The sequence below is a fragment of the Pseudomonas sp. 910_23 genome, from assembly GCF_052850795.1.
Genome location: NZ_VXCZ01000009.1, coordinates 42,677 through 61,659, shown reverse-complemented (window position 1 = coordinate 61,659; position 18,983 = coordinate 42,677). Strand labels below are relative to the sequence as shown.

17 protein-coding genes are annotated in these 18,983 nt (G+C 61.2%); 12 read left to right on the top strand and 5 right to left on the bottom strand.

Features of this window, described 5'->3' with window-relative positions:
- Positions 1-249 precede the first annotated feature (249 nt).
- The 4 genes from FW800_RS13065 to FW800_RS13050 are packed head-to-tail and all read left to right on the top strand — an operon-like array spanning position 250 to position 4,154.
- Positions 250-1,176, top strand: coding sequence for a DUF72 domain-containing protein (locus FW800_RS13065; protein WP_446437766.1), 927 nt, complete (start codon positions 250-252; stop codon positions 1,174-1,176).
- Complete coding sequence (locus FW800_RS13060; protein ID WP_032879229.1) at positions 1,173-1,949, top strand: endonuclease/exonuclease/phosphatase family protein; 777 nt, start codon at positions 1,173-1,175, stop codon at positions 1,947-1,949. Before FW800_RS13065 ends, FW800_RS13060 begins: the two co-directional genes overlap by 4 nt.
- Entirely contained in the window at positions 1,946-3,208 is a 1,263-nt protein-coding gene (gene clsB / locus FW800_RS13055; protein WP_446437765.1) for a cardiolipin synthase ClsB, read from the top strand. Before FW800_RS13060 ends, clsB begins: the two co-directional genes overlap by 4 nt.
- The gene (locus tag FW800_RS13050; protein WP_005791882.1) at positions 3,198-4,154 is read left to right on the top strand and encodes a lysylphosphatidylglycerol synthase domain-containing protein; all 957 of its coding nucleotides are present in this window, start codon (positions 3,198-3,200) and stop codon (positions 4,152-4,154) included. Before clsB ends, FW800_RS13050 begins: the two co-directional genes overlap by 11 nt.
- A 3-nt stretch (positions 4,155-4,157) precedes the next feature.
- On the opposite strand, the gene FW800_RS13045 is transcribed toward FW800_RS13050, so the two are convergent.
- From FW800_RS13045 to FW800_RS13035, 3 genes are all read right to left on the bottom strand, one after another.
- On the bottom strand, positions 4,158-4,913 hold the full coding sequence (locus tag FW800_RS13045) for an alpha/beta hydrolase family protein (RefSeq protein ID WP_446437764.1): 756 nt from the start codon (positions 4,911-4,913) through the stop codon (positions 4,158-4,160).
- Complete coding sequence (locus FW800_RS13040; RefSeq protein ID WP_446437763.1) at positions 4,903-6,012, bottom strand: DUF3182 family protein; 1,110 nt, start codon at positions 6,010-6,012, stop codon at positions 4,903-4,905. The genes FW800_RS13045 and FW800_RS13040 overlap by 11 nt, the downstream gene beginning before the upstream one ends.
- A 171-nt stretch (positions 6,013-6,183) precedes the next feature.
- A complete protein-coding gene (locus FW800_RS13035; RefSeq protein WP_446437762.1) occupies positions 6,184-7,155 on the bottom strand; it encodes a GlxA family transcriptional regulator in 972 nt (323 codons plus the stop codon).
- Positions 7,156-7,251: 96 nt separating this feature from the next.
- Here FW800_RS13035 and FW800_RS13030 point away from each other — a divergent pair, with 96 nt between their 5' ends.
- Positions 7,252-7,815 carry a cysteine hydrolase family protein gene (locus FW800_RS13030; protein WP_078822456.1) on the top strand — a complete coding sequence of 188 codons (564 nt, stop codon included), beginning with the start codon at positions 7,252-7,254 and terminating at the stop codon, positions 7,813-7,815.
- 21 nt (positions 7,816-7,836) lie between these two features.
- Here FW800_RS13030 and tam read toward each other — a convergent pair whose 3' ends face one another.
- Together tam and FW800_RS13020 are read right to left on the bottom strand one after the other, a co-directional pair.
- A complete protein-coding gene (gene tam / locus FW800_RS13025) occupies positions 7,837-8,598 on the bottom strand; it encodes a trans-aconitate 2-methyltransferase (protein WP_446437761.1) in 762 nt (253 codons plus the stop codon).
- An 86-nt stretch (positions 8,599-8,684) separates the two neighbouring features.
- The gene (locus FW800_RS13020; protein ID WP_078822458.1) at positions 8,685-10,154 is read right to left on the bottom strand and encodes an aminotransferase-like domain-containing protein; all 1,470 of its coding nucleotides are present in this window, start codon (positions 10,152-10,154) and stop codon (positions 8,685-8,687) included.
- A 316-nt stretch (positions 10,155-10,470) separates the two neighbouring features.
- Here FW800_RS13020 and FW800_RS13015 point away from each other — a divergent pair, with 316 nt between their 5' ends.
- The 7 genes from FW800_RS13015 (at position 10,471) to FW800_RS12985 (ending at position 18,952) form a co-directional block, all read left to right on the top strand.
- Positions 10,471-11,478, top strand: coding sequence for an SGNH/GDSL hydrolase family protein (locus FW800_RS13015; protein WP_446437760.1), 1,008 nt, complete (start codon positions 10,471-10,473; stop codon positions 11,476-11,478).
- 119 nt (positions 11,479-11,597) lie between these two features.
- On the top strand, positions 11,598-13,802 hold the full coding sequence (locus tag FW800_RS13010; protein WP_446437759.1) for an iron-containing redox enzyme family protein: 2,205 nt from the start codon (positions 11,598-11,600) through the stop codon (positions 13,800-13,802).
- Between the two features lie 17 nt (positions 13,803-13,819).
- On the top strand, positions 13,820-14,863 hold the full coding sequence (locus FW800_RS13005) for an inosamine-phosphate amidinotransferase 1 (RefSeq protein WP_446437758.1): 1,044 nt from the start codon (positions 13,820-13,822) through the stop codon (positions 14,861-14,863).
- Between the two features lie 13 nt (positions 14,864-14,876).
- On the top strand, positions 14,877-15,500 hold the full coding sequence (locus FW800_RS13000) for a LysE family translocator (protein ID WP_032881200.1): 624 nt from the start codon (positions 14,877-14,879) through the stop codon (positions 15,498-15,500).
- A gap of 89 nt (positions 15,501-15,589) precedes the next feature.
- On the top strand, positions 15,590-17,431 hold the full coding sequence (locus FW800_RS12995) for a carbamoyltransferase family protein (protein ID WP_005791895.1): 1,842 nt from the start codon (positions 15,590-15,592) through the stop codon (positions 17,429-17,431).
- A 31-nt stretch (positions 17,432-17,462) separates the two neighbouring features.
- Positions 17,463-17,606, top strand: coding sequence for a hypothetical protein (locus tag FW800_RS12990; protein WP_005791897.1), 144 nt, complete (start codon positions 17,463-17,465; stop codon positions 17,604-17,606).
- A 26-nt stretch (positions 17,607-17,632) separates the two neighbouring features.
- On the top strand, positions 17,633-18,952 hold the full coding sequence (locus FW800_RS12985) for an aspartate aminotransferase family protein (protein WP_446437757.1): 1,320 nt from the start codon (positions 17,633-17,635) through the stop codon (positions 18,950-18,952).
- The last annotated feature ends 31 nt before the right edge of the window (positions 18,953-18,983 follow it).

Genomic DNA, 18,983 nt, shown 5'->3' with positions numbered 1-18,983 from the left:
GGGTCTGTAAGGAACTGACGGGTTTGAGCCTTGATCGTTCCCTGTGTTTGCGGGCATGTGATTCAAATTGCGGGAGGGGGCTTGCTCCCGATAGCAGGCTGTCAGTCAGCAACTTCATGACTGATGCACCGTTATCGGGGGCAAGTCCCCTCCCACATTTCGCACCCCGTACCGTCTGTAGGAACGTGGAAACTTTCCGCCAAATATCGCAGTCATCCCATAACGCACCCCACCTCCACAGGAGCAACCATGGCGGCGATTCATATCGGCATTTCCGGCTGGCGCTACACGCCCTGGCGCGGGGACTTCTACCCCGACGGGCTGACCCAGAAACGCGAGTTGCAGTTTGCGTCACGCGCCGTGAGCAGCATTGAAATCAACGGTTCTTTCTATGCGCTGCAAACCCCCAAGCGCTATGCGCAGTGGTACGCCGATACGCCTGAGGGATTCATGTTCAGCGTCAAGGCGCCACGCTATGTCACGCATATCCTGCGCTTGCGCGAGGTGCACAAGCCCGTGGCCAATTTCTTCGCCTCCGGGGTGCTGGAGCTCAAAGAAAAACTCGGCCCCATCCTTTGGCAGTTCCCGCCCAGCTTCAAATTCGACGCCGCACTGTTCGAAGCCTTCCTGGCCGATTTACCCACCAACACCCAACAGGCCGCCGCCCTCGCCCGCCAGCACGAGCCGCGCCTGAACGGCAAGGCAGGCATGAAAGCCTATGGCAAAAAAACCTTGCGCCATGCCGTGGAAATTCGCCACATGAGCTTTGCGGTACCGGAGTTTGTGCAGCTGCTGGACAAGTACGGTGTTGCCCTTGTAGTGGCTGACACCGCCGGCAAGTGGCCCTATATCGAAGACGTCACCGCCAACTTCATGTACCTGCGATTACACGGCGACAAGCAGCTCTACGCCAGTGGCTATACCAGTGAGGCGCTCAAACGCTGGGGTGACCGTATCGAGCGCTGGGCGCACGGCAAACAACCGGCGGATGCGCACCTTGTCGCCCCGCAGCGCAAACCCCGCGTGCGCAAACAGCGTGACGTGTTCTGCTTTTTCGACAATGACATCAAGGTGCGCGCGCCTTTCGATGCGCGCCAGTTGTTACAGCGCTTCGGGCTGGACAAGCACCTGCTCACGGCACCCGGGCAGTTGCCGGAACCGGGAGTGTTGCCATGACTCACCCCGAGCTGATCCCCGTGCCCCCCACCACCGCCATCACGCGTTTTACCGTGCTGACGGTGAATATCCATAAAGGCTTCACCGCCCTGAATCGACGCTTCATCCTGCCCGAACTGCGCGAAGCGGTGCGCAGCGTCGGTGCCGATATGGTGTTCCTGCAAGAGATCCACGGCACCCACGAGCGCCATCCCCAGCGCTATAGCGACTGGCCGAAGATGCCGCAGTACGAATTTCTCGCCGACAGCATCTGGCCGCAGTTTGCCTATGGTCGCAATGCGGTCTACCCCCATGGCGACCATGGCAACGCGCTGCTGTCAAAATTCCAGATCATTCGTTACGACAACCTCGACATCTCCCAAAGCGGCCATGAGAACCGCGGCCTGCTGCATTGCGTACTGCGCCTGCCGGGCGGCGAACGCGAGGTGCATGCCATCTGCATCCACCTGGGCTTGCGCGAGGTACATCGCCAACAGCAACTGCGCTTGCTTGAGCAGCGTATTGGCCAGATCCCGGCGGATGCACCCCTGGTGGTCGCCGGCGATTTCAATGACTGGCGGCAAAAGGCCGACCTGAGTCAAAGCGGCCTGCAGGAGGTGTTCATCCACGCCCACGGCAAGCCTGCGCGTACGTTCCCGGCACGCCTGCCGTTACTGCCGCTGGATCGCATCTATGTGCGCAACCTGACCATCCACAACCCGCGCGTGCTCACCACGCGGCCGTGGTCGCACCTGTCAGACCATGTGCCCCTGTCGGTGGAGATTGAGTTATGAGCATTGCGGTAGAACATATCGCCACCGACCAGCCGCCGGATGACAGCAAGGCCCGCGACCTGGACTACGGCTGGCAGAGCGGCAATCGTGTGCAATTGCTGGAAAATGGCGAGGCCTATTTTCCCGCGGTGTTCGAGGCCATGCGCGACGCCCAGCGGGAAATCCTGCTGGAGACCTTCATCCTCTTTGAAGACAAGGTCGGTCATGAGCTGCAAGGCATTCTCATCGAAGCCGCGCAACGCGGGGTCAAGGTGGTGGTCAGCCTTGACGGTTTCGGCTGCGGCGAACTGAGCCCGGCCTTTCTGCGCGCACTGGCTGAAGCCGGCGTGATCGTGCAGATGTTTGACCCGGCATCCAAAACCCTCGGCATTCGCACCAACTGGTTTCGTCGCCTGCACCGCAAGATCGTGGTGGTGGACGCTAGCGTGGCGTTTATCGGCGGGATCAATTTTTCCGCTGATCACCTGGGGGACTTCGGCCCCGAAGCCAAGCAGGATTACGCGGTACAGATCATCGGCCCGACAGTGGCCGACTTGCACCATTTCGCCCTCGCCCAAAGTGGCCGCCAGGTGCGCGCCCGTAGAGGTTGGCGCCGACGCCAGCAACGGCCTTCGCCATGGGCAGACGAGCACGGCGACGGGCTGGTGCGCCTGATTTATCGCGACAATATCCAGCATCGCGACGACATCGAAGAAGCGTATATCCACGCCTTGAGCCAGGCCCGGCAGCGGGTGGTAATTGCCAATGCCTATTTCTTCCCCGGCTATCGCTTGCTGCGCGAGATTCGTAACGCAGCGCGCCGGGGCGTGCAGGTGCAGTTGATCATGCAAGGCCAGCCCGACGTGCTGCTGGCCAAGCTGGCGGCGCGCATGCTCTACGACTATCTGCTCAAGGATGGCGTGGTGATTCACGAGTACTGCCAACGCCCGTTGCACGGCAAAGTGGCGCTGGTGGACGACGAATGGAGCACCGTGGGCTCAAGTAACCTCGACCCGCTGAGCTTGGCGCTGAACCTGGAAGCCAACGTGCTGATTCGTGACCGCGCCTTCAACCAGCAGCTGTACCAGAGCCTGGAAGCCCTGGCACGAGACCATTGCCAGACCATGCCCGCCAAGCGCAAGCCGCGCCTGTGGTTGTGGCGCCTGACCGTGGGGTTTCTGGTGTTCCATGTCATGCGCCACTTTCCCGCGCTGGCGAGTTGGTTGCCGGCACACAAGCCGCGTTTGAAACCCATTGAGAGTCCAGCCCATGACGTCTGAGAAAAACGGCTCACGGTTCCAGCGCTGGAAGAAGCCCCTGACCATTGCGTTCTTCCTGCTACTGATAGTGCTCTTCACCCTGCTTGCCCGGCGCATCGACTGGAGCGAAGTGCTGCAGACGTTGAGCGACTTCAAAGTCAGCACATTGCTGATCGCCGGCGCGCTGACGCTGTGCAGCTTTATCGTGTACGCCTGCTTCGATCTGATCGGACGGACCTACATTCGCCAGCCCCTGCGCTGGAAGCAGATCCTGCCGGTGGGCATTATCAGTTATGCGTTCAACCTCAATCTGAGCGCCTGGGTCGGCGGCATCGCCATGCGTTACCGGCTGTATTCGCGATTGGGGGTAAGCACCAGCAATATCGCCAAGATCCTCGGCCTGAGCCTGGCCACCAATTGGTTCGGCTATATGGCCTTGGCCGGGGTAGTGTTCAGCAGCGGGCTGGTCACCTTGCCACCGGGTTGGAAGCTCAGCACCGGCGCTCTGCAAGGTGTGGGCGTGTTGCTGGTGATCGCGAGCCTGGGTTACCTGGCGGCGTGCCGGTTTTCGAAAAAACGTGCGTGGTCGATCCGCGGCATCGAGATCAATTTGCCGTCGCTGCGCATGGCCTGCCTGCAACTGGCCCTGGGCGCCTTGAACTGGTCACTCATGGCAGCGGTTATTTTTACCTTGCTGCCCGCCAAACTCGATTACCCGCTGGTATTGGGCGTGTTGCTGATCAGCGCGATTGCCGGTGTGGTCACCCATATACCCGCCGGGCTTGGGGTGTTGGAGGCAGTGTTTATCGGGTTGTTACAGCATGAGGCGTCGCGCGGGAGTCTGCTGGCCGGGTTGATCGCGTATCGGGCAATCTACTTTATTTGCCCATTGCTGATTGCGTTGGTGATGTACCTGGGGGTGGAGGCCAAGGCCAAGGCGTTGCGGGTGAAGAAGACACCCGCTTAACGTCTATCGGGATTGGATAATGCTCAACCGCTCACCCACTACCATTTCGGTAATCCAGTCCACCAGGATCGAGGTATAGGCCTGTTGCGACACCGGGTCGCTCAAGGCATGGTCCGCGCCGTCGATGATGCGGTGGGTCAGGGAGTGAGTCTGCTGGCACGCCGCGCGATAACTCATGATGGTGGCATGGGGCACATGGTCGTCGGTTTCCGATTCCACAATCAGCACATCACCGGTAAATTGCGCGCAGGCGTGCAGGGCACGGTTGGTTTCGGCACGTACCAACGTGCCGCGGTAATCCATCAGGTCGGCTTTATCCAGCTCACGCTTGGGCTTGAGCCATTCCTGGTCGCGGTACAGCGCGGGCACCCGCAGCGCCAGCCAACGCACCGGGCGCAACGAAGTGAGAATCGCCGCCAGGTATCCGCCATAGCTGGTGCCCACCACCGCCACTGCCGAGGTGTCGATGGCCGGGTGGGACAGCAGCCGGTCGTAGGCGGCCAACAGGTCGCGCAGATTGTCTTCGCGGGTGACGTGCGATAAGGGAATGCCGGTGCCGGCGTGCCCCCGCAGGTCGAAGGTCAGGCATACACAACCCAGCCCCGCGATGCCTTTGGCGCGTTCCAGGTCGCGCTCCTGGCTGCCGCCCCAACCGTGCACAAACAATACGCCGGGCACTTTGGACTTGGGGCTGAGGAATGTCCCACTCATCTGTTCGTCATCTACATCGATACTGATGCTCTCGCTTCTAGCCGTCATAAGATTGAACCGTCACATACTTGAGAAGAAAGTCGCTGTTTTCGGCCGGGCCTCGGTACACCTCAATGGCATCCGCCGGCAGCGCTTGATCCACGTAGGTTTCCACCGAGGACACGCGGATGGCCTTGAGGCTCGGGTTGTTGATGAAACTCTGCAGCGCCGCGACTTCCGCGCTGCTGGCCCCGCCCATGCGCCAGGACTGTTCGAGCACGCCGCTACGGCGCTGGCCGTCACTGTCCAGGCCCTGGGCGATGTCGTAATTGCGCCGCGAGGCGTAGAACCCCGGGTAGGCTTCGTCGGCAGCATTATCGAAAACCCGGGCTTGCTCGATGGCTTGCCGCACATCGTCAGGCAGGGCCAATTGCAGCAAGTCTTCATAGTAGCCGGGCACGACGAGCAAGTTGGAGCCGCCGTAGACCTCCTCGCCCTGCCCGTCCCGGGTCAGGTATTGCTCGCCGCAATAGCTGAATACGTGCTCACCGATAAAGCTCTGGCCCACGCTGTGGGTAACTACGTCGTGCAGGTCTTGCTCCAGCACCACGCCGGCGCTGAACAACTTCGCGGCGTCAGGACGCGCCACTATCGCGTCGAACTCATCGAGACTGTGGATAACTTCCTGGCCCCGTCCAGCACAGGCGTGCACCGGTTTCATACGGATCGGGCCACTATAGAGCAAGCGCGCGGCGGCGGGCTTGGCGTCTTCCAGGGCGAACACACTCAAGCCATCCAACACAACGTCGCGTACGCGCTCGCAGAAGATCGGCGACCAACCTTCAGGGGCCTTTGCCTCAGGGCTCAACAGGCCGTGGCTGATCGCTTTGGTACAAATGAAATCGTGATCGACATAGCCGCCCCACAAATCTTCCGGCCCTCTGACGTCAAGCTTCAACGCCAGGGCGGGACCGACCAGAGTTTGCGTGGGTAGCAGGTACAGCTCGCGACCGGCGTGCATCTGGGGGTCGTAACTGCCACCGAACTTGAGCCCCAATATCTGCGCCAGCCAGCGGGCCAATGCGCGGTTGGTTTCAACCTCATGCAATGGTGCACCTTCGCGCGTCGAGTGTGCGACCACCAATTTGTTGCGATTTGTCGGGGTCATGCGTCCCCCTTGGCTATCCCGCCATGTGTGTGGTGGGAAAGTTGCAGGGATCAGGCCAACGCGGCTTTGTGAGGGATGTTTCTCAAATCAATGAGTTGCACTAAAAGCGATGGCAGTTAGCCTGCTCTATTCTGCACGACGATGCCCCAACCCCCCTGCGTTCTGCACGATTCAAACGCCAAACCGGGTGCGGTAGTCGCTGGGGGTCAAGCCAGTAATCTTCTTGAAGAGTGCACGAAAAGCGCTGGGGTCCTGATAACCCACGGTCCAGGCGATGTGGTCGATCGTGCCGTTGGTGAACTCCAGCATCTGCCGCGCCTTGCCGACCCGCAGATGCTGGCAGTACTCGGTGGGTTTAAGCCCCGTCGCACTGCGAAAACGGCGCAAAAACGTGCGCTCTTCCAGGTTTGCCGCCTGCGCCATCGCCGCCACCGAAACATCCACTGCGCCACTGGCTTGCAGCCAATGCTGGACCTTCAGGATCGCACTGTCGCCATGCCTGAGGATCGGCGCAAAGTTGCTTCCGCACTGGCGGGCACTGTCGCTGTGTTCGATCACCAGAAAACGCGCAGTGTCGGCGGCGACACTGGGCCCCATCAGCCGGTCGACCAGGCGCAGGCCCAGTTCGGACCAAGCCATCAGCCCGGCGGTGGTGATCAGGTCGCCGTCATCGACGATGGGCTTATCCGCTTCCAGGCGCACTGCCGGGTAACGGGCCGCGAAGGACTCCGAGGACGACCAGTGAGCGGTGGCGCTACGCCCATCCAACAGACCGCTACGCGCCAACATGATCGAGCCGATGCACACACCGCCAAGCACCGTGCCGGCAGCATGCTGCTGGCGGATCCACTCCAGCAGTACGGGCGGCGCCTGGTCTTCGGTGAACTCGCCAATCGACGGCGGTACCAGCAGAGCCATCATCGGTTGGGCCGGCGCCGGGTGGCTGTCGAACACGCGCGCAGGCGTGCCGTGGGCGTCCACCTGCCAGTGGCTGACCCGCAGCAGCGGCAATTGCGCAGATTGGTACTCGGCGGCGATGCGATTGGCGACCCCGAACAGGTCGGTCAGGCCATGCACGGCGGCCAGTTGCGCGCCCTGATAGATCAATACACCCAGTTCGAGCGTCGCGCGTTCCACGGCCATTGTCAGTTTTCCCCCTGTTATTGTCGGTGCGGCCAATTCTCAACCTCGGCGCCAGCTAAGATACTGGGCCCATCAACCCATCAGGAGGCAACATACATGGCCAAGCAAGCGCTCATCCTAATCGATATCCAGAACGACTACTTCCCTCAGGGCAAGTGGCCGCTTGACGGCGTAGAAGCCGCGGCGGACAAGGCGGCGCAGGTGCTACAGGCATTTCGACAGGCAGGCGATGCGGTGATTCACGTACGCCATGAGTTTGAAGGCGACGACGCGCCGTTCTTCACGCCCGGCTCCGACGGCGCCCGCTTGCACGACAAAGTGTTGAACGAGGGTGATGAACCGGTAGTGCTCAAGCATTTTGTGAATGCGTTTCGCCAAACCAATCTGCGCGAGTTGCTGGAGCAGCGCAGCATCACCGATCTGGTGGTGGTCGGCAGCATGAGTCATATGTGTGTGGACGCCGTGGTGCGGGCGGCGGCGGACCTGGGCTATAAGGTCACGGTGATCCATGACGCTTGTGCTACTCGCGATCAGGAATTCAACGGCCAGGTGATTCCAGCGGCGCAGGTGCATGGGGCGTACATGGCATCCTTGGCATTTGGCTATGCGGGCGTCATGTCGGCGCAGGAATACTTGCAGACGCAAACGGCGGCCGCGTGACCGCCACTTACGCCGATCACGTTAGCGTGTCGCGATGATGAACAGGCGCGGAAAGGGCAGCAACACAGTGCCATCGGCCAGGGCTGGATAAGCCAGGGCAATTCGCGCCTGATATTGCTGCAGGAAGGCGGCCTTTTCATCGTCGGTCAACGGCGCAAGAAAGGGCCGCAATGCCGACGCCTTGAACCACTCCACCACCGCCGCATGATCTGCCAACGGGTGCTGATAGGTGGTGCGCCACACATCCACCGTACTGCAGTGCTTGCTTAGCAACTCGTAGTAGTAACTCGCGGTGTGCCGCTCATAGTGTTTGACCGCGCCGATCTTCGCCGACCATGGGCCGTCGGCCGCCACTTCGCGGGCCAACCGGTGGGCGGGCTCGTCGAGATTGTCCGGGGTTTGCACCGCCAGCGTACCGCCAGGGTTCAGTTGTTTGACCAAGTGCGGGTATAGCGCGGCGTGGTCGGGCAGCCATTGCAGTGAGGCATTGGCCAGAATCACATCGAATTTTTGTGCTGGATTCCAGGCGCCGATATCTGCCAGTTCGAAGCTCAACGCCGGCAAGCGCTCGCGGGCGTCGGCCAGCATGTCGTCGGAGCTGTCCATGCCGGTGACTCGCGCTTGGGGAAAGCGCTCGGCCAGTACCGCTGTGGAGTTGCCCGGCCCGCAGCCCAAGTCGACGGCAGTGCGCACGTCGGTTTCGGGAATCGCCGCCACCAGGTCACGGACCGGGCGAGTGCGCTGTTGTTCGAACAGGGTGTACTGCTTGGCAGACCAGGTCATCGCTGCTTTCCTTCTTGTCAAAGAGGGCTACAGCCTAAATCTTGTGATCCTTGAGAACAAATGCCGCCAAGTGAGCACGCAACCGATCAAAACGCAGAGGGCTGAGGCTGCCATTGTTGCGCGGTGAGGGGGTTGTCCAGCTCCATCTGTATCAACTGGCCAACGGTTTGCCCGACCTTTTGCACGGCCATCTCGACCTTGCGGGTGGGTGGGTTGGCGAAGTTCAGCCGGATGCAATTACGGTATTTTCCCGCTGCCGAGAAAATATTGCCGTTGGCCACCTGCACATCCTGCGCTTCCAACAGTCGGTTGAGGGCGTAGGTATCGAACTCCCCGGGCAATTCGACCCACAGCGTAAAGCCGCCCTGAGGCTGGCTGACGCGGGTCCCCGCCGGAAAATAGCGCTTGACCCACTCACTCATCAGATCGCCGTTGCGCTTGTATTGCTTGCGCATACGCCGCAGGTGCAACTGGTAATTACCCTTGGCGATAAATTCGGCCACGGCCAATTGCGGTTGGGTGACGGTGGCGCCAGAGCCGATGAACTTCATATGCAGCACCTGGGGCAGGTAACGCCCCGGAGCGATCCAGCCGACGCGCAGGCCAGGGGCCACGGTCTTGGAAAACGAACTGCACAACACCACGCGGTTGTCTTCATCGAAGGACTTGAGCGAGCGTGGCCGCGGATAGCGATGCGACAGATCACCGTAGATATCGTCTTCGATGATCGGCACGTCAAAGCGTTGGGCCATGCGGATCAGCTTGAGCTTGCGCTCGTCGGGCATGATGTAGCCCATGGGGTTGTTACAGTTGGCGGTCAATTGGATGACCTTGATCGGCCACTGCTCCAGGGCCATCTCAAGGGCTTCCAGGTTGATGCCGGTCACGGGGTCGCTGGGGATCTCCAGCGCCTTGAGACCGGCCGCCTTGAGGATCTGCATCATCCCGTAATAGCTCGGCGAGGCGATCGCCACGATATCGCCGGGCGCGCAAATCGCACGGATTGCGGTAGACAGGGCTTCCTGACAGCCACTGGTGACAATCAGGTCGGCCGGGGTCAGGCGAACACCCGCATCGATGGACAGCCGGGCGATCTGTTCGCGCAAGGCCAATACACCCTGGATGTGGCTGTATTGCAGGCTGGTGTTGTCGCTGCGCCGGCTGATACGGGCCATGGCGGTCAGCAGCGGCTTGAGGGTCGGCACGCTGATGTCCGGCATACCGCACCCCAGTTGCACGATACCGGCGCCTTGATCGAGGCGTATCAGTTCCTGGACCATGTCCCACTGGGAAATGTCCACCGGCCGCAGGATGGGTCGGCCCATCTGTGGCAAAGGCGCCACGCGCCGGTCCGACGGCACGAAATAACCCGACTTGGGACGCGATACCGCCAACCCCGAACATTCCAATACACGGTAGGCCTGTTGCACGGTCGTCAGGCTGACGCCGTGCTCATGGCTGAGGGTGCGTACAGATGGCAACCGCTCACCGGGCCCGTACAGGCCCTGCTCGATGCGGCTGCTGATGAATTCGGCGAGGTTCAGGTATAGAGTCATAGGCCCGACTGTAGCTTCTGATCTGTCGCTTAAGAAGTTACAGATTGGCCTTTTTTTGAAAAATTTTCAGCATAAAACCCCAATCTGTATTCAAAAGATTGAGTTCTGCTGTATCTGCAATACACGTCGTCGCCTTGGGATGATAGGTCCCATAACAGTGCACGAGACCTTGGACAAGGTTGGTACAAATGTAGTTACAAAGTAGTAAAGCAGCACTGTACGCACCAAATTTTCAGAAATGCCCTACAAAGCAAGCACCTGACAAACCAACCAGGTGTTTGAATCTGCCCAGCGAATACCAAATGGATCAAGCGCTATGACGACAAGGACGACGCTCACACCGCAGATGGCCGAGTACGAACAGAAATTCACCGATGCCGGTGAAGTTCGATGGCTGCCCTATTTGATGTACTTCCACCCCACTGACCATGCTTCCCCCGTGGTCAATACCGATTCATCCGGCTTTCGCTACTCCGAGTCATTGGGTACCCGCTATTCGGTGGTCGATGGTGTCAAGGGCAATGGCCCGGTACGCCTGTTGGCGGGCAGCTCCACCGTGTTCGGCATTGGCGCCAGCGCCGACAGCTGGACCCTTGCTTCGCGCCTCACGAAGAACGATCCCCGTGGCCAGCGCTGGGTCAATTTCGGCGGCCGCAGCTTCAACTCTACCCAAGAGCTGGTGCTGTTCACCCTCAACCGGCACCACCTGCCCAAGGTGGATGAAATCGTGCTGTTCTCCGGTTTCAACAACCTTGGCCTGGCACGTCAGCCTCACGCCTATCGGGGCGAGCACGGCGCGTTTTTCAACTGCCATCAGTTTTTCGATGCCTTGACGCCACAGCAGCCGACCGCCAGCAACTGGAGCCTGTCGAATCTGTTCGGCAAGCCTCAGGAGCCCGAGCAACCCACGCCGCCGTCGATGCAGGAACAGATCGACTACGCCGCCAACCTGACCTTGCAGCACCTGGATATCTGGCGCGCCCTGGCCACCGACATGGGTGCGAAGCTGACGTTCATCCTGCAACCGCTCGCCGGCTGGGTCCGCGAGACCGGCAGCCATGAGGAAGAGCAACTGTTTGCCGAACTCGACCAACTCGGCAATTTCACCGAGGTGTATGGCGACATCCTGCAAACCTCGGTGCGCGAAGCCTACGCCCAGCGCTTGCGCGACGGGGCGCGGGCCATGGGGGTGGAGTTTGTCGACATCACGCCATTGCTGGCTGAGGCACTGGGCCCGCAAGACTGGCAGTTCGTCGACCGCATCCATTTCACCGATGCCGGCAACGACCTGGTTTCAAAACTTATTCTCGATGTCACCCGCTAAAAGGACTTGCACATGAAATCCATCAAGAAGTTTTTCCAACGCCTGTTTGGAAAAAAGAAGAAGAAACCTGACTCCTCCATTTATCCGATGTTCTGACGCGGCACTGGAAGGTAATGGCTATGGATGGCTCGATTCCAACACGCATCCCCGCAGACGACAGGTGGCGCGAACTCTATCGTTTGGCGCTGGAGCCTGAATGTTTCCTGGATACGGAGTACCTCGACACCCTGCTGGGCAAAGACGTCGAGCCGGTGCAGCTGCCGCTGCTGTCACAGCGGATCGATGCGTGGCAGTCGGAACAGGCGTCGGCGTATGCCGGCGCCGCCACCGCCGCCGTCGAACAGCACAACGCCCGCGCTTTTGCCCAGGCATTGGCGGTTTATTCGGCACCGATGGCCTCGGTGCTCGGCTGCTGGCTGCAGGGCCTGAGCGCACCCGGGGTATTTGAAGACCCCGCGCAGCTGCGCCTGATGCAACTGTTTGCCCATGACATCGGCGTCGGCTACCCGAACGCCTCCCGCGGCCATCACTTCAACGCGTTGTTGGGCCAGCTACAGCTGACCACCTACGCCTTGGCGCCGGCGCAATTGGCGACCCTGCCGGACCTGCATGACGACGAGTTCGAACTGCCCGCGCTGTTGCTTGCCCTCAGCCGGCGCAGCGATGCCTACGGTGATGAACTCTGCGGTGTCGATTGGGCCTTGCGCGCCGTCGGGCTTTGCCCGGGCTGGGCAGCCATGGGCCAGCTTGAAGGGCTGGCGCTGGAACTCGGCCGGCTGGATCTGAGCGCGTCATTCCCCGGCCTGGAACCGGCTTCGTTGCGCCATATCAGCCAATGGGTCGCGCACCGCATCATCGAGCAGGGCGAAGAGCGCCAGGCCCGTCTGCTACGCGGCGCCAACTGGCTGTTCGGCGCGCTGCAACGCTGGAATGCGCGGCTGTATAACGCCTCGCTGACGGCCACTTCGCCCCAACAGGCCATGGCGCATTTGATGCAGCGTCTGGCGCGGGTGGGCGCGGTGTATCACCAGAATTACCTGATTGAAGGGCGCAGCCTGGCGCTGTGGATCGAAGAAGCGCAGCGCGACCCGTTGCCCCTGCTGGATGTGCTGTCGCGCAGCCGTTTGATCGTGCCGGGGAACTCGAAAAAAAGCCTGCTGGTCACCAGCCTGGTGGCGCCGACCGGGCGCATGTTCCGCATCTTCAGCGAGGCAGACTTGAGCGTGATTCGCCAGTGGATCGACTGGTTGCCCCAGGCTGGCGCCACGCCGCAACTGCCACGCCAGCCAGTCGACAGCGCCGCCACGGTGCCCCGCCCTGACTCAGCCAGCCCCGACGACACCGGGCACTGGCCCAAGAGCCTGCGCGAAGCCTATTTTGTCTTGCAGGGGCGTGCGCTGCAGCCGGCCACCCGCCAGTTTGCCCATGCCTATGTGAGCCGTTGGCTTGAGCGTTCGCGCCAGTCGCTGAAGACGTCCGAGCGCCAATTGCCCGACCAGTGGGGCCCCAATGTGCTGCGCGCCTGGTTGCTGGACAAGCATGACCAGAACGGCCAACAGTTCGATGACAGCGACCCGGCGCAAATGCCCAGCCGTGAAGAAATCATCGAGTCGACCCTGCAACTGGCGCCGCTGACGCTGATCGACGGTGCGTGGCTGCAAGGCTTTACCGACCTGGGGCTGGCGTCTTCCCACGTGGGCTACACCCTGTTCCAGACCTATTGGGATGAATTGGGCAACGGCATCGAGGCGCTCAATCATCCGAAAATTTATCGCGATGGCCTGCGTGACATGGATTTCGAACTGGCCCCCACCGGTAGCCGTGAATTCGCCGAAGACCCGCGCCTGGACGAAGACTCCTTCCGCCTGCCCGTGTATTGGCTGTGCCTGGGCAAACTGCCGGTGACGTTCATGCCCGAAGTGCTCGGCATGAACCTGGCGATGGAGCTGTCCGGCGTGGGCGGCAGCTATCGTTCGGCGCGGCGCTTTTTACGGCACTACGGGTTCAGCACGGCGTTCGTCGACCTGCACAACACCATTGATAACGTGTCCACCGGACATTCGGCCTGGGCTGCCGATGCGATCGACGCGTACATGCGTGCGTTGACCAGTGCCGAGCAGGTCGCCGCGCAATGGCAGCGCGTGCGCGTGGGCTATGAGTCCCTGGCGCCGATGCCAGGCAAATGGGCCTCGATGTTGCGTCGCTTGCGCCTCTCATCGGCCGACCATGTACTCCCGCGCCCAACCCGCACAGCGGCTTCAAAAGGCTATCTGCATCACTTGCCGATCACGCGGCAGGTATTGCTGCAAACCCACGAACAATAACGCCACGAGGAGCAATTATGTCTTTGGTAGAAGTGCATAACGAATGGGACCCCCTCGAGGAAATGATCGTGGGTATTGCCCATGGCGCACGCGTGCCGCGGCCGGACAAGGGCCTGTTCGCCCTCGACTACAGCGAGCACCACGACTCGCCCAATGAGATTCCGTCAGGGCCTTACCCCGAACAACTGGTTGAAGAAGCACAGGAAGACCTGGACGCCTTTGCCGCCTTCCTGGTCGGCCATGGGGTGACCGTGCGCCGGCCCAAAGAGACTTATCACGCGGCACTGTTCGGCACCGGCGACTGGAAGACCGACGGCGAATACAACTACTGCCCAAGGGACGTTCTGCTGCCGATCGGCAAATCCATCATTGAAGCGCCGATGGCCTTGCGCAGCCGTTACTTCGAACCTTTTGCCTACCGCGAACACCTGCAGGCGTACTTCGCCAGCGGCGCCAACTGGATTTCCGCGCCCAAGCCGGAACTGCCCGACAGTACCTACCGGGTCAACCCGCGCGAGGGCTCGATCATCGCCAACGATGAGCCGATTTTCGATGCCGCCAACGTGCTGCGCATGGGCCGCGACATTCTTTACCTGGTGTCGCGCAGCGGTAACCGCATGGGCTACGAGTGGCTCAAGCGCGTGCTCGGCGACCAATATCGCGTGCACGCCCTCAGCGGGTTCTACGACGGTACGCACCTGGACACCACCATCACCCTGGTGCGTCCAGGGCTGGTGGTGTTGAACCCCGAACGCATCGGCAAGGATCAGGTGCCCGAAGTGTTCAAGCACTGGGACATCATCTGGGCCCCCGACATGGTGGACACCGGTTACTGCTGGTCGTACCCGCGTGCCTCTATCTGGCAGGGCATGAACTTCATCATGGTCAACCCGTCGCTGGCGGTGATCAATGACCAGCAAGTGCCGCTGATTCGCGCACTGGAAAAACACGGCATCGATGTGGCACCGCTGAAGATGCGCCACGCGCGCAGTCTGAGCGGCGGTTTCCATTGTGTGTCCGTGGACATTCGTCGACAGGGCACGCTGGAAGATTACCGTTGAGCAGGGCATGACCATGCAGGCACTGGATTACTACTCGATCGTGCTGTTCGTGATTGCCACCTGTGTCACGCCAGGCCCGAACAACGTGATGTTGATGTCGTCCGGGGCCAATTTCGGCATCGGCCGTACCTTGCGCCATGTGGCCGGTATCAACATCGGCTTTCCGCTGATGCTGGTGGCGGTCGGGTTGGGGGCCGGGGCGGTGTTCCGCCAGTACCCGTGGTTGCATGACGGCTTGCAGGTGGTCGGCGCGTTGTACCTGTTGTTCCTGGCGTATCAAATTGCCAGTGCCCCCACCACCGATCTGGGTGACCAATCAGGCAAGCCTTTGGGGTTCACCGCTGCGGCGCTGTTCCAGTGGGTCAACCCGAAAGCCTGGGTGATGGCGGTGGGCGCAGTGCTGGCCTACACCTCGCCCTTGGGCTCGTACACGGTGCAGGTGTTTCTGATTGCGCTGTTGTTTTTTGTATTCGGTTCACCGTGTTCGATGGTCTGGGTGTTTTTCGGGCAGTACCTGCGGCGCTTCCTGACCCAGCCACAACGTTTGAAGGCGTTCAATATCACCATGAGCCTGGTGCTCGTGGTGTCCTTGATCCCGGTTCTACGAAGCCTGCCATTCGCGCAATGGTGGTCTTGATACGCAGAGAAGGTTGCCTACACGCCAGCAGTTCGATTGGCGCAGGCGACTCCATGGATTGGCGGAATGTGATGAGGATGCACAGTTAAATGGCTAATTATGTTTTAGGGATTTCTGCCTTCTACCACGACAGTGCTGCCGCCCTGGTCAAGGACGGCGTGCCCGTCGCTGCCGCCCAGGAAGAGCGCTTCACTCGCGTGCGCCATGACCCGGCGTTCCCGGCCCAGGCGATTGCCTATTGCCTGGACGCCGAGGGCATCAGCCTGGATGACCTGGAGGCGGTGGTTTATTACGAAGACCCCCAGGAAAAATTCTCCCGGGTGATTTCGTCGTTTGCCAGCGGCGGCATCGGCGGCGCACGTACGTTCATCAATGCGATGCCGGAATGGATTCGCTGGAAGTGGAACGTGCTCAAGTTCGTCGACGAGCAACTCGAAATCCTGGGCCGGGGCAAGGCGCCGCGCACCCAGGCCTCCCAGCATCACCGCTCCCACGCGGCGGCGGCGTTTTACCCGTCACCGTTCAAGAACGCGGCGGTGTTGTGCATCGACGGCATCGGCGAATGGCATTCGACCACGATCTGGCACGGCCAGGGCACCAATCTTGAACTGAAAAACTCGATTTCCTACCCACATTCGGTGGGTTTGCTGTATTCGGCCATGACCTACTATTGCGGGTTCAAGGTCGACTCAGGGGAATACAAGCTGATGGGCCTGGCGCCCTATGGCCAGCCGATCTACGCCGACAAGATTCGCGACGAGCTGATCAATATCCGCGAGGACGGCTCGTTCACCCTGAACATGAAGTACTTCGAGTACCTGCGCGGTGAGCGCATGGTCGGCGAAGCTTTTGAAGAGTTGTTCGGTGGGCCGATCCGTCAACCCGAAAGCCCGATCTCACAGCGCGAGTGCGACCTGGCCGCGTCGATTCAAAAAGTCACCGAGGAAGTGGTGCTGGGCCTGGCCACTGCCGCGGTCAAGCAGACCGGCGAGCGCAATCTGTGCCTGGCCGGTGGCGTAGCCTTGAACTGCGTGGCCAACGGCGTGCTCAGCCGCTCGGGGCGCTTTGATTCGATCTGGATCCAGCCGGCGGCCGGTGATGCCGGTTGCGCCCTGGGGGCGGCGTTGGACTTTGCCGTCAAGCACAGCGGTCGCCCGCACCTGGAAGGTGGCAAGTCTGATGCCATGAGCGGCAGCCTGCTGGGGCCGGGCTTTGGCGACGAAGAAATCGCCCGCTTCCTGCTGGAAAACCACTACCCCTTCACCCGCTATGACGACGCCGGGCTGTATGACCAGGTTGCCAGTCGCCTGGCCGAGGGCGCGGTGGTGGGCTGGTTCCAGGGGCGCATGGAGTTTGGCCCACGAGCCTTGGGCGCGCGTTCGATTCTCGGCGATGCACGCAACCCCGAGATGCAGCGCACCATGAACCTGAAGATCAAATACCGCGAGTCGTTCCGCCCGTTTGCCCCGGCCGTGCTGGCCGAGGACGCCGGCAACTATTTCGATATCTGCGAAAAAAGCCCTTACATGCTGATGGTCGCGCCGGTCACCGACTCGATCAAATCCCAGCAGTCGCGGCAAGAAGGCGGCCCGGAGCGCGGGCTGGGCAGTATCAACAATATCCGCTCGCAATTGCCGGCGGTGACCCACGTCGACCTGTCGGCACGGGTGCAAACGGTGACCGAGGAAAACAACGCACCGTTCACCTACCTGCTGCGCAGTTTCAAGGAACGCACGGGGTGCTCGGTGCTGGTCAATACCTCGTTCAACGTGCGCGGTGAGCCCATCGTATGCAAACCCGAGGAAGCGTACGCCTGCTTCATGCGCACCGAAATGGACGTACTGGTCCTGGGCCGTTACGTGCTGGAACGCCCCGGCCAACCGGCCTTCGTCGAGGCTGTGGACTGGCGCAGCGAGATCCCGCTGGATTGATCCTTACCTTTAACTCAATGGAGCTTCTACCGTGCTGAGATTTCTTGCGTTTTTGATGTTTATCGTCGTGTTGCTGCCCATCGGGCTGACGCGTTCGGTGTTTCACTCTTCCCGTTTCGGCCGGCGCTTTCACCAGGCGCCGACAGCCTGGGATCACGCGGTGAGTAAACGGTAACGCCTATTGCCTGAGGAACTGCGCCCATGTCAAAAGTGATCTACAAAAACCTCAACAGCTCACCGATCCTGGCGGTCGGCGGGAGCGGGGTTTGGCTTGAGGATGCAACGGGCAAACGCTACCTCGACACCTGCGGCGGTGTCGCAGTGTCGAGCCTGGGCCATGGGCACCCGCGGATCGCCGCGGCATTCGAGCGCGAAGCGAAGAAACTGGCCTGGGCCCATGCTGGCAGCTTCACCACCGCTGCCGCCGAGGAGCTCGCTGAGCGCCTGGTGGCAGCCAGTGGCGGCCTGGCGCGTGCGCAGTTCTTGTCCGGCGGCTCGGAGGTGATGGAGCTGGCGATGAAAATCGCTTACCAGTACCAGTGCGAGCGCGGCTTGCCCGACAAATCAGTGTTCATTTCCCGCCAACAGAGCTATCACGGCAGCACACTGGGCACCTTGAGCATCTCCGGCAACCCGCAGCGCCAGTCGGTATTTGGTCGACTATTTGCACCCGCCGAGTTCGTCTCCCCCTGCTACGCCTACCGTGATCAACGGCCCGACGAAAGCCAGGAGCAGTACGCCACACGCCTGGCCGATGAACTGGACGCCAAGATTCGTAGCCTGGGCAGTGAAAACGTCGCGGCGTTCTTTGCCGAGACCGTAGTGGGCTCCACCAACGGCGCGGTGCCTGCGGTGCCCGGTTATTTTCGCAAGATCAAGGCGGTGTGCGAGCGCCACGATGTGCTGCTGATCCTTGATGAGGTGATGGCCGGCATGGGGCGTACCGGGCAGCTGTTCGCCTATACCGACGACGGCATCGTGCCCGACATGGTCGCGGTCGGCAAAGGCCTGGCGGCGGGTTACATGCCGATCTCGGCGCTGTTGATCAGTGACCGGGTGCATTCGGTGATGGCCCGTGGCTCGGGTGTACTGGGCAACGGCCAAACCCATGTCAACCACCCGCTGGCCTGCGCCATTGCCCTGGAGGTACAGCAAGTCATCGTCGAAGAAGACCTGCTGACGCAAGTGCGCCAACGGGGTGAGCAACTGCGCACCTGGCTCAGGGAAAGCCTGGCTGACCTGGATATCGTTGGCGATGTGCGCGGGCGCGGATTGTTCGTGGGCGTCGAGTTTGTCGAGAGCCGTTCCACCAAGGCGCCATTCAGAGGCGGCGGCGCCTATGCCGCGGCCCTCAAGCACGAGGCGCTGCAACGCGGCCTGCTGATTTATCCCGGCAGCGGCACAGTGCAAGGCACACAAGGCAATCATGTGCTGTTCGCACCGCCGTTTATCACCAGCGAAGGGGAACTGGGGCAAATGGTCGAGCGCTTCAATGCAGTGGTCAGGGCTGTCGCGTACTAGCGATCGAGCGGGCTTACCGGGGGACGGTCGT

Excerpts from the sequence above, each read along its gene's own strand:
- FW800_RS12985 (WP_446437757.1), top strand. The coding sequence starts at position 17,633 with ATGTCAAAAGTGATCTACAAAAACCTCAACAGCTCACCGATCCTGGCG.
- FW800_RS13040 (WP_446437763.1), bottom strand. The coding sequence starts at position 6,012 with ATGACCCCGACAAATCGCAACAAATTGGTGGTCGCACACTCGACGCGC.
- FW800_RS12995 (WP_005791895.1), top strand. The coding sequence starts at position 15,590 with ATGGCTAATTATGTTTTAGGGATTTCTGCCTTCTACCACGACAGTGCT.
- FW800_RS13000 (WP_032881200.1), top strand. The coding sequence starts at position 14,877 with ATGCAGGCACTGGATTACTACTCGATCGTGCTGTTCGTGATTGCCACC.
- FW800_RS13005 (WP_446437758.1), top strand. The coding sequence starts at position 13,820 with ATGTCTTTGGTAGAAGTGCATAACGAATGGGACCCCCTCGAGGAAATG.
- FW800_RS13060 (WP_032879229.1), top strand. The coding sequence starts at position 1,173 with ATGACTCACCCCGAGCTGATCCCCGTGCCCCCCACCACCGCCATCACG.
- tam (WP_446437761.1), bottom strand. The coding sequence starts at position 8,598 with ATGACCTGGTCTGCCAAGCAGTACACCCTGTTCGAACAACAGCGCACT.
- FW800_RS13010 (WP_446437759.1), top strand. The coding sequence starts at position 11,598 with ATGGATGGCTCGATTCCAACACGCATCCCCGCAGACGACAGGTGGCGC.
- FW800_RS13015 (WP_446437760.1), top strand. The coding sequence starts at position 10,471 with ATGACGACAAGGACGACGCTCACACCGCAGATGGCCGAGTACGAACAG.
- FW800_RS13020 (WP_078822458.1), bottom strand. The coding sequence starts at position 10,154 with ATGACTCTATACCTGAACCTCGCCGAATTCATCAGCAGCCGCATCGAG.
- FW800_RS13050 (WP_005791882.1), top strand. The coding sequence starts at position 3,198 with ATGACGTCTGAGAAAAACGGCTCACGGTTCCAGCGCTGGAAGAAGCCC.
- FW800_RS13065 (WP_446437766.1), top strand. The coding sequence starts at position 250 with ATGGCGGCGATTCATATCGGCATTTCCGGCTGGCGCTACACGCCCTGG.
- FW800_RS13030 (WP_078822456.1), top strand. The coding sequence starts at position 7,252 with ATGGCCAAGCAAGCGCTCATCCTAATCGATATCCAGAACGACTACTTC.
- clsB (WP_446437765.1), top strand. The coding sequence starts at position 1,946 with ATGAGCATTGCGGTAGAACATATCGCCACCGACCAGCCGCCGGATGAC.
- FW800_RS13045 (WP_446437764.1), bottom strand. The coding sequence starts at position 4,913 with ATGACGGCTAGAAGCGAGAGCATCAGTATCGATGTAGATGACGAACAG.
- FW800_RS13035 (WP_446437762.1), bottom strand. The coding sequence starts at position 7,155 with ATGGCCGTGGAACGCGCGACGCTCGAACTGGGTGTATTGATCTATCAG.